Below are 7,769 nucleotides of genomic sequence, written 5' to 3' on the forward strand. Positions count from 1 at the left end.
CGCCACGCCGCGCGCGTCCGGCAGGTGGTCACCTCGGGTGAAGCATGGCCCACTGTGTTGACCCGGCTGCGAGAATTTCGGTATGGCCGAGATCATCCAGCGCGACGGGAGCTGGGCCTTCGACGGCACCACGGTCCGGATCACCCCGGGACTCCATCGTTCCGTGCCGCTCCTGCGGCAGACGTACGGGGAGATCTCCGTGCCCCTGGAGGCCGTCTCGGGCGTGGTCTACGAGCCCGAACGCAAGCGCGGCCGGCTGCGGATGCGGTTGCGCGAGGGCGCCGACCCGCTGTTGCACGCCACGGGCGGCCGGTTGCCGGAGGCGGCCGATCCCTACCGGCTGACGGTGGACGTGGACCGGTCCGGGGTCGCCGAGTACGTCGCCGAGGAGATCCGGCACTCCCTGTTGCTGGACCAGATCCCCACGGAGCCCACGAAGGCGTTTCTGCTGCCCGGGCCGCCGGTGCCGGTCTCGGTCCGGTCCTCCGACGGCACGGTCTCCTTCGACGGCAGCCAGGTGCGCATCGACTGGGCCGACACCTCGGACCGGGTCAAGCGGGCCACCGGGCCACGGATCATCAACGTCGGCGACCTGGTGCAGGTCGAGTGGCTGCCCAACTCCGGCTACGAGGACGGTTTTCTGCGCTTCGTGACGCGCGAGACGGTGTTCTCCAAGCTGCCGCCCGAGCGGGACCCGTTCGCCCTCGACCTGTGGGGAAGCGTCCGCCGCGACCTGCTGACCGCGCTGGTGGCGGCCGCGGTCACCGCACGGCTGCCGCATCCGTCGACCCGGCCGGGCGGTGAGTTCGCCGACCGGCAGCGACCGACGGGCGCGGTGCCGCCGCCGGCCGACCATCACGACGTACTGCTGCGCCGGCTCCGGGAGTTGGGCGAGCTGCACCGGGACGGGGTGCTCACGGACGAGGAGTTCGCGATGACCAAGGCCGTGGTGCTGAGGGGGTTCCAGCCCTGGTGCTCAGGGGGTTCTAGCTGAGCAGGTCCGGCTCGCTGCGGCTGATGTCCTGCCACAGCGGCTGGTAGTTGATCCAGGCCACCAGGTCGCCGCCGAGCTGTTCGCGGGTCGCGACCGCGAGTTTGTGGTCGATGAGGAGCGGGCGCCCCGCGGCCTTCGCCATCAGCTGCACCTGTGAGGATCTCTCCATCGACAGGAACCACCAGGCCGCCGCGTCGATCGAGTCGCCGACCGTGAGCAGGCCGTGGTTGCGCAGCACGAGGGCCTTGCGGCTGCCGAGGGCGGTCGCGATACGGCGGCCCTCGTCGCTGTCGACGGCGACGCCGGTGTAGGCGTCGTACAGGGCGTGGTCCTCGTAGAAGGCGCAGCTCTCCTGGGTGATCGGGTCGAGGAGATCGCCGAGCGCGGACAGGGTGCGGCCGTGCACCGAGTGGCAGTGGGCGACGGCCACGACGTCCGGGCGGGCGGCGTGGACCTGGGCGTGCACGGTGAACGCCGCCTGGTTGACGTGGTAGCGGCCCTCGATCACCTGCCCGTCCTGGTTGGCCAGGACGAGGTCGCTGACGGTGACGTGCTTGAAGGGCATCCCGAACGGATTGACCCAGAAGCAGTCCGTGTACTCGGGGTCGCGTGCGGTGATGTGCCCCGACACCCCGTCCTCGAACCCGGCCCGTCCGAAGATCCGCAGCGCGCCGGCGAGCCGTTCCTTGCGGTGCCTGCGCTCGTCGTCGAGCGAGTCGTACATCGGCGGCATCGCGAACTGCAGCTGATCGGTGGGCAGCGGCAGAGGCGGGGTCGGCCCGTGCATAGGTCCTCCAGCACTGGGTTTGCTTTACGGGGCGGAAGTTACCGTCGGTCAGCGCAGGAAAACAGAGCTGTTTTGTAAAGATGACGCAGCGGTCGATGCGGCCCGTCCACACCCAAACACATACCCGACAGAAGATGTCGGGTATTGCCGTAACAGTGGCTCGTATGAACTGGGCAGACTTCACCTCCGCCGCTCCCGACTTCGCGAGGACCGTCGAGGAGCGCTTCGGCGCGTTCCGCCATCACGTCCTCGCCACCCTGCGCCGGGACGGCTCCCCGCGCACCACCGGCCTGGAGGTGCGTTTCCTGCGCGGCGAGCTGTGGCTGGGCATGATGCCGGACTCGCTCAAGGCCCTCGACCTGCGCCGGGACCCCCGGTTCGCGCTGCAGGCGAATCCGGGGCCGGACTCCGCGATGGGCGGCGGGGACGTGCGGATCAGCGGGCGGGCCGTGGAGGTCGTCGATACGGCACTGAAGGCGGCGTACGTCGAAGAGGTGGAACCGCCGCAGCCGTTCCACCTCTTCCGCACCGAGTTGACGGAGGTCGTACGGACCTACGTCGAGGACGACACGTACCTGGTCGTCGAGGTCTGGCGGCCCGGAGCGCCGGTGCGCACTCTCAGGCGGACGTGACCTTCAGGAACGGGAGGACTACTCCCACTCGATGGTGCCCGGCGGCTTCGAGGTCACGTCGAGGACGACGCGGTTGACGTCGCGGACCTCGTTGGTGATCCGGGTCGAGATGCGCGCGAGGACCTCGTACGGCAGGCGCGACCAGTCCGCGGTCATCGCGTCCTCGGAGGAGACCGGGCGCAGCACGATCGGGTGGCCGTAGGTGCGGCCGTCGCCCTGGACGCCGACGGAGCGGACGTCCGCGAGCAGGACCACCGGGCACTGCCAGATGTCGCGGTCCAGGCCGGCCGCGGTCAGCTCCTCGCGGGCGATGGCGTCGGCGTCCCGGAGCAGGTCCAGACGGTCCTTGGTGACCTCGCCGACGATGCGGATGCCGAGGCCGGGGCCCGGGAAGGGCTGGCGCTGGACGATCTCCTCCGGCAGGCCGAGCTCCTGGCCGACCATGCGGACCTCGTCCTTGAAGAGCTTGCGGAGCGGCTCGATGAGCTTGAACTCCAGGTCCTCGGGGAGGCCGCCGACGTTGTGGTGCGACTTGATGTTGGCGGTGCCGGTGCCGCCGCCGGACTCGACGACGTCCGGGTACAGGGTGCCCTGGACCAGGAACTCCACGGCCGGGCCCGCGTCGGCGATGATCTCGGCCTGCGCCTGCTCGAAGACGCGGATGAACTCGCGGCCGATGATCTTCCGCTTCTCCTCGGGGTCGGAGACGCCCTTGAGCGCGGTCAGGAAGCGCTCCTCGGCGTCCACGACGACCAGCTTGACGCCGGTCGCGGCCACGAAGTCCTTCTCGACCTGCTCGGTCTCGCCCTTGCGCATCAGGCCGTGGTCGACGTACACGCAGGTCAGCTGGTCGCCGATGGCGCGGGCGACGAGGGCTGCGGCGACGGCGGAGTCCACGCCGCCGGACAGACCGCAGATCGCGCGCTTGTCGCCGACCTGCTCGCGGATCGCGGTGACCTGCTCCTCGATCACGTTGCCCGTGGTCCAGGAGGGGGTCAGGCCAGCGCCGCGGTAGAGGAAGTGCTCCAGGACCAGCTGGCCGTGCGTGGAGTGCATGACCTCGGGGTGGTACTGGACGCCGTAGAGCTTCTTCTCGTCGTTCTCGAAGGCGGCGACCGGGACGACGTCCGTGGACGCGGTGACGGTGAAGCCCTCGGGTGCGGCGGAGCAGGCGTCGCCGTGCGACATCCACACGTGCTGCTCGGCCGGGGTGCCCTCGAAGAGGGTGGAGGACGTCCGGGAGACGTGCAGGTCGGTGCGGCCGTACTCGCGTGCGCCGGTGTTGTCGACGGTGCCGCCGAGGACCTCCGCCATCAGCTGGAAGCCGTAGCACATGCCGAAGACGGGGACGCCGGCCTCGAAGAGCTCGCGGTCGAGGCGGGGGGCGCCCTCCTCGTACACGGACGAGGGGCCGCCGGAGAGGATGATCGCCGCGGGGTTCTTGGCGAGCATCTCGGCGACCGGCATGGTGCTCGGCACGATCTCGCTGTAGACCCGCGCCTCGCGGACGCGACGGGCGATGAGCTGGGCGTACTGCGCGCCGAAGTCGACGACCAGAACGGTGTCGGGGGTGGCGGCAGCGGGAGTCGCTGATGACACGGGGTGCCTTCCGGCGGTTTGGGCGGGGGTCTGTGGTGTCGATTCTAGCCGGGTGGGCGTGGGTGACCTCGCCGTCGCCCTGGGGGCTGCCGCCCCCGGACCCCCGCTGTCGGCCTGAACGGCCTCGTCCTCGAACTACCCCGAGCTCTACGAGCAGGGGGTACCCCCACGGGCTGATATGGCCAACGGTGCCCGAAGGTTCCGTGGCATACTGGACTCATGCTCGCGCAGACGACCTTCCTCTTTACCTATGGCAACCGGCCCGCCGGCTGCCATGGTCGTGCTGCTTGAGCCAACCGCCAAGCGACTTCCCAGGCGCCCCGGGCCGACAAGGCCCGGGGCGCCTGTCGTTGTCCGGGGTCTTTCGTTCCGGGGGCGCCGCGTCCCGCCCGATGAGGAGCCCCAGCCATGACCGTCACCCCCGCAGAGAAGACCGGCGCCCGCACCGCCGAGGCCGCCGATGTGATCACCGGTGCCCGTGAGCGCATCGACTCGCTCGACGACCGGATCATCGGCCTGATCCAGGAACGGATGGCCGTGTCCGCCGTGATCCAGGAGGCCCGGATCACCTCCGGCGGGCGGCGCGTGAACCTCTCCCGGGAGATGGAGATCCTCGACCACTACAGGGAGGCCCTGGGCAAGCCGGGCACCGGCCTCGCGATGACCCTGCTGGAGCTGTGCCGCGGCCGGGTCTGAACGCACGTACGGAATCCGACTCACCCGTACGGCGCGTGACCGCCCCGCGAACGGCTTCGTTGGTCCCGGTGTCCGTGCCAGCCAGGGGCGGGCCCGAAAGAACCACGCGTGGCTCGCTGGAGCGATGAGGCGTGCGGATCGTGCCGTGCGTCGTGGGACCTCGCTCCAGACAAGTGACCGGACGGCAGGGGACAGCAGCCCGGTCACGCAAGAGAACGGCCGGCTCCGGGGACGCCCGGGGCCGACCGGCGGAAAACTGCAAATATGCACAAGGGTTGGGTCAAACGGTTGCGGAGGCCCCGCTCTTCCAGCACGATGCCTGGAAAGCCCGCCAAGTCCCAAAGCAGACATACGCATGGCAATGCACTGCATCACAGGGCACAGGGCACACAGACAAGCGGCGCAACCCCCCGGCGCCGCTCCCCGGGCACCGACGCTGCCCTGACGTCGGTGCTGACGGAGAAGGGCCCCGCGGCTCCGTCCCGCGGGGCCCTTCGCATGCCCGCACACAACGACCCGCACACCATGACCCAGGAGTGTGATCCAGGCCACATAAAGATTATTTGAGTGAACGTGCAACCATCCGCCGACCTCGCGGATCAAACCAGCAGAACCAAGGGTCACCTCCCGCGCCCCACACGCGGAGCCCACCATCAGATGCCCCGTGCCGCGCGTCGCGGCACGCTGGATTCCCCGAGGTCATCATGAAGCTTCGCCGTGCCATGGCCGCAGCGGCCGCGACGGCTGTCATAGCACCGCTCGCGCTGCTGTCCGCGCCCGTCGCGTTCGCGGAGGAGTCGCCGTCGCCGACCCCCACCGAGACCGTGACGAGTGAGGCCCCGTCCGAGATACCGAGCGACTCGGCGACCCCGTCCGCCCCCGACGGCGGTCAGCCCTCCGACAGCGTCACCCCGAGCGACTCGACGTCCGCCTCGGCGCCCGCGCCGAGCGACAGCGCGAGCCAGTCCCCCGAGCCCGAGCCCTCCGAGTCGGCCGAGCCGAGCGAGGACCCGTCCGACCCGGACGTGCCCTACTGCGAGGACCTCGACGAGAACTTCGGCGACGCCAAGGTGTCCGCCGACATCAAGGGCCTGCCGGGCAAGATCGTCGCCGGTGACGGCTTCCACGACTTCAAGCTCGTCGTCACCAACGACTCCAAGGCCGACGTCGAGGGCGTCGCCTTCTACGCCGAGGTCGAGAACTACGAGCTCGACGAGTCGAAGTTCCTGAGCCCGTACGTCGACCTGGAGTTCAAGAATCCCGAGAGCGGTGCCTGGGACCGCATCGGCACCGACGACTGGGCCGGCGACTACTTCTTCTACGTGGCGAAGCTGAAGTCGGGCGCGAGCCAGACGGTCGACCTGCGCGTCAGCATCGACGCCAAGGCCCCCGCCGGTGACGCCTACTCCTTCGGCTCCGGCGCCTACCTCGACAACGTCAAGGGCCAGGACTGCATCGCCGAGGGCTGGGCGCAGTACGACTTCGAGGTCCTGAAGGCCGGCTCCTCGAACCCCGACCCGGGTGACGCCACCCCGAGCGGCGAGGGCCCCAAGGACTCGCCGAAGAAGCCGCAGGGTGACGTCTCCGACCTGCCGACCGGCAACCTCGCCGAGACCGGTTCCAGCTCCGCGCTGCCGATCGTCGGTCTCGTCGGCGGTGTCGCCGTCGTCGCCGGTGCGGGCGCGGTGTTCGCGGTGCGCCGCCGCAGGGCCGGGGCCGGCGCCGACGCGTAGGCAGTAGGCAGTAGGCAGTAGGCACGAACAGACACGAAAAGAGAGGGACCTGCGCTCGGAGGGGGGCGCAGGTCCCTCTTTCCGTTCAAGGGCTACTTCTTCGGCGGCACCGTCGGTATCCCCAGGAACGGCAGTCGCAGCGCGCCGAACGCGTCCGACGGAACCGCCGGGGCGGCCGGCTCGACCGGCTTGAGGCGCTCGTACTCCGCACCCTGCGCGGGACGCGGGTCCGCCTCCCCCTTGTTGGGCCAGTACGACATCGCCCGCTCGGCCTGCGCGGTGATGGTCAGCGACGGGTTGACGCCCAGGTTGGCCGACACCGCGGCGCCGTCGACCACCGAGATGCCCGGGTGGCCGTACAGCCGGTGGTACGGGTCGATCACTCCGGTCTCGCGCGAGTCGCCGATGGGGCAGCCGCCGAGGAAGTGCGCGGTGAGCGGGGTGCCCATGAGCTCGCCGACGTTGCTGCCCGGGAAGCCGTTGATCTCCTCGGCGAGCGCGGTGGCCGCCTCGGAGGCCGCCTTGATCTGCTTCGGGTTGGGAGCGCCGTGGCCCTGCCGGGCCGTGAGCAGTCCCTTGCCGACGCCGTTCGGCTTCAGGTACGTCGTCAGGGAGTTGTCCAGCGACTGCATCACGAGGCCGATGATGGTCCGCTCCGACCAGCGGCGGTTGGACAGGGAGCGGGCCACCAGGACCGGGTGCCGGGCGGCGTTCGCCAGCCAGGCCAGGGCGCGGGAGGAGCCCTCGGCGTAGGGGACCTGGAGGATCGACATCCCGCCCATGGCGTTGGAGCCCTTGCCGTAGCGGACCGGCTCGATGTGGGTGTTCTCGTCCGGGTGGATCGACGAGGTGATGGCCACGCCCCGGGTGAAGTCGGCCTTCGGCGTGCCGTGCGCCTTGCGGTAGCGGCGGTTGTCGGTCTGCGCGCCCACCAACGCCTCGGAGTTGGTGCGGGTGAGGTCGCCCAACCGGTCGGAGAGGTAGGGCAGCCGGCCGTTCGCCTTCATCCGGTGCAGCAGGGTCTGCGTGCCGTAGGTGCCGGCCGCGAGGACGACCCGGCGTGCGGTGAAGGTGCGGCCCTTGCCCTTCTTCTTCTCGTCCGTCGGCAGGGTCGCGACCGCGTACCCGCCGCGTGAGTCGTCCGTGACGGACACGACCGTCGTCATCGGGTGCACCACCGCGCCCGCCTTCTCGGCGAGGTGGAGGTAGTTCTCGTTGAGCGTGTTCTTGGCGCCGTGCCGGCAGCCCGTCATGCACTCGCCGCACTCGGTGCAGGCCTTGCGCGCCGGGCCCGCCCCGCCGAAGTACGGGTCGGCGACCTCCTCGCC

General features: G+C 70.3%; 7 protein-coding genes. 4 read left to right on the forward strand and 3 right to left on the reverse strand.

The features are described 5' to 3' along the window. Positions 1 to 82 precede the first annotated feature (82 nt). Positions 83 to 994 (forward strand): DUF4429 domain-containing protein, encoded by a 912-nt coding sequence (locus tag ACWGKT_RS21805; protein WP_453274989.1) that lies wholly within the window; start codon positions 83 to 85, stop codon positions 992 to 994. On the opposite strand, the gene ACWGKT_RS21810 is transcribed toward ACWGKT_RS21805, so the two are convergent. After that, on the reverse strand, positions 987 to 1,781 hold the full coding sequence (locus ACWGKT_RS21810; RefSeq protein WP_453274990.1) for a class II aldolase/adducin family protein: 795 nt from the start codon (positions 1,779 to 1,781) through the stop codon (positions 987 to 989). The two genes, ACWGKT_RS21805 and ACWGKT_RS21810, sit on opposite strands and share 8 nt — an antisense overlap. 164 nt (positions 1,782 to 1,945) lie before the next feature. Here ACWGKT_RS21810 and ACWGKT_RS21815 point away from each other — a divergent pair, with 164 nt between their 5' ends. Then, positions 1,946 to 2,413 carry a pyridoxamine 5'-phosphate oxidase family protein gene (locus ACWGKT_RS21815; protein WP_356145352.1) on the forward strand — a complete coding sequence of 156 codons (468 nt, stop codon included), beginning with the start codon at positions 1,946 to 1,948 and terminating at the stop codon, positions 2,411 to 2,413. A gap of 18 nt (positions 2,414 to 2,431) precedes the next feature. Here ACWGKT_RS21815 and guaA read toward each other — a convergent pair whose 3' ends face one another. Further along, positions 2,432 to 4,012 (reverse strand): glutamine-hydrolyzing GMP synthase, encoded by a 1,581-nt coding sequence (gene guaA, locus ACWGKT_RS21820; RefSeq protein ID WP_453274991.1) that lies wholly within the window; start codon positions 4,010 to 4,012, stop codon positions 2,432 to 2,434. Between the two features lie 408 nt (positions 4,013 to 4,420). Between guaA and ACWGKT_RS21825 the strand changes: the two genes are divergently transcribed. After that, positions 4,421 to 4,708, forward strand: coding sequence for a chorismate mutase (locus ACWGKT_RS21825; protein ID WP_356145355.1), 288 nt, complete (start codon positions 4,421 to 4,423; stop codon positions 4,706 to 4,708). A gap of 704 nt (positions 4,709 to 5,412) precedes the next feature. Next, positions 5,413 to 6,441: an LAETG motif-containing sortase-dependent surface protein gene (locus ACWGKT_RS21830; protein WP_453274992.1), complete on the forward strand. Its 1,029-nt coding sequence runs from the start codon at positions 5,413 to 5,415 to the stop codon at positions 6,439 to 6,441. Between the two features lie 92 nt (positions 6,442 to 6,533). Here the strand turns inward: ACWGKT_RS21830 and ACWGKT_RS21835 are convergent. Further along, on the reverse strand, positions 6,534 to 7,769 hold a 1,236-nt coding region (locus ACWGKT_RS21835; protein WP_453274993.1), incomplete at its 5' end, for a GMC oxidoreductase.

The organism is Streptomyces sp. NPDC054794, assembly GCF_053611585.1.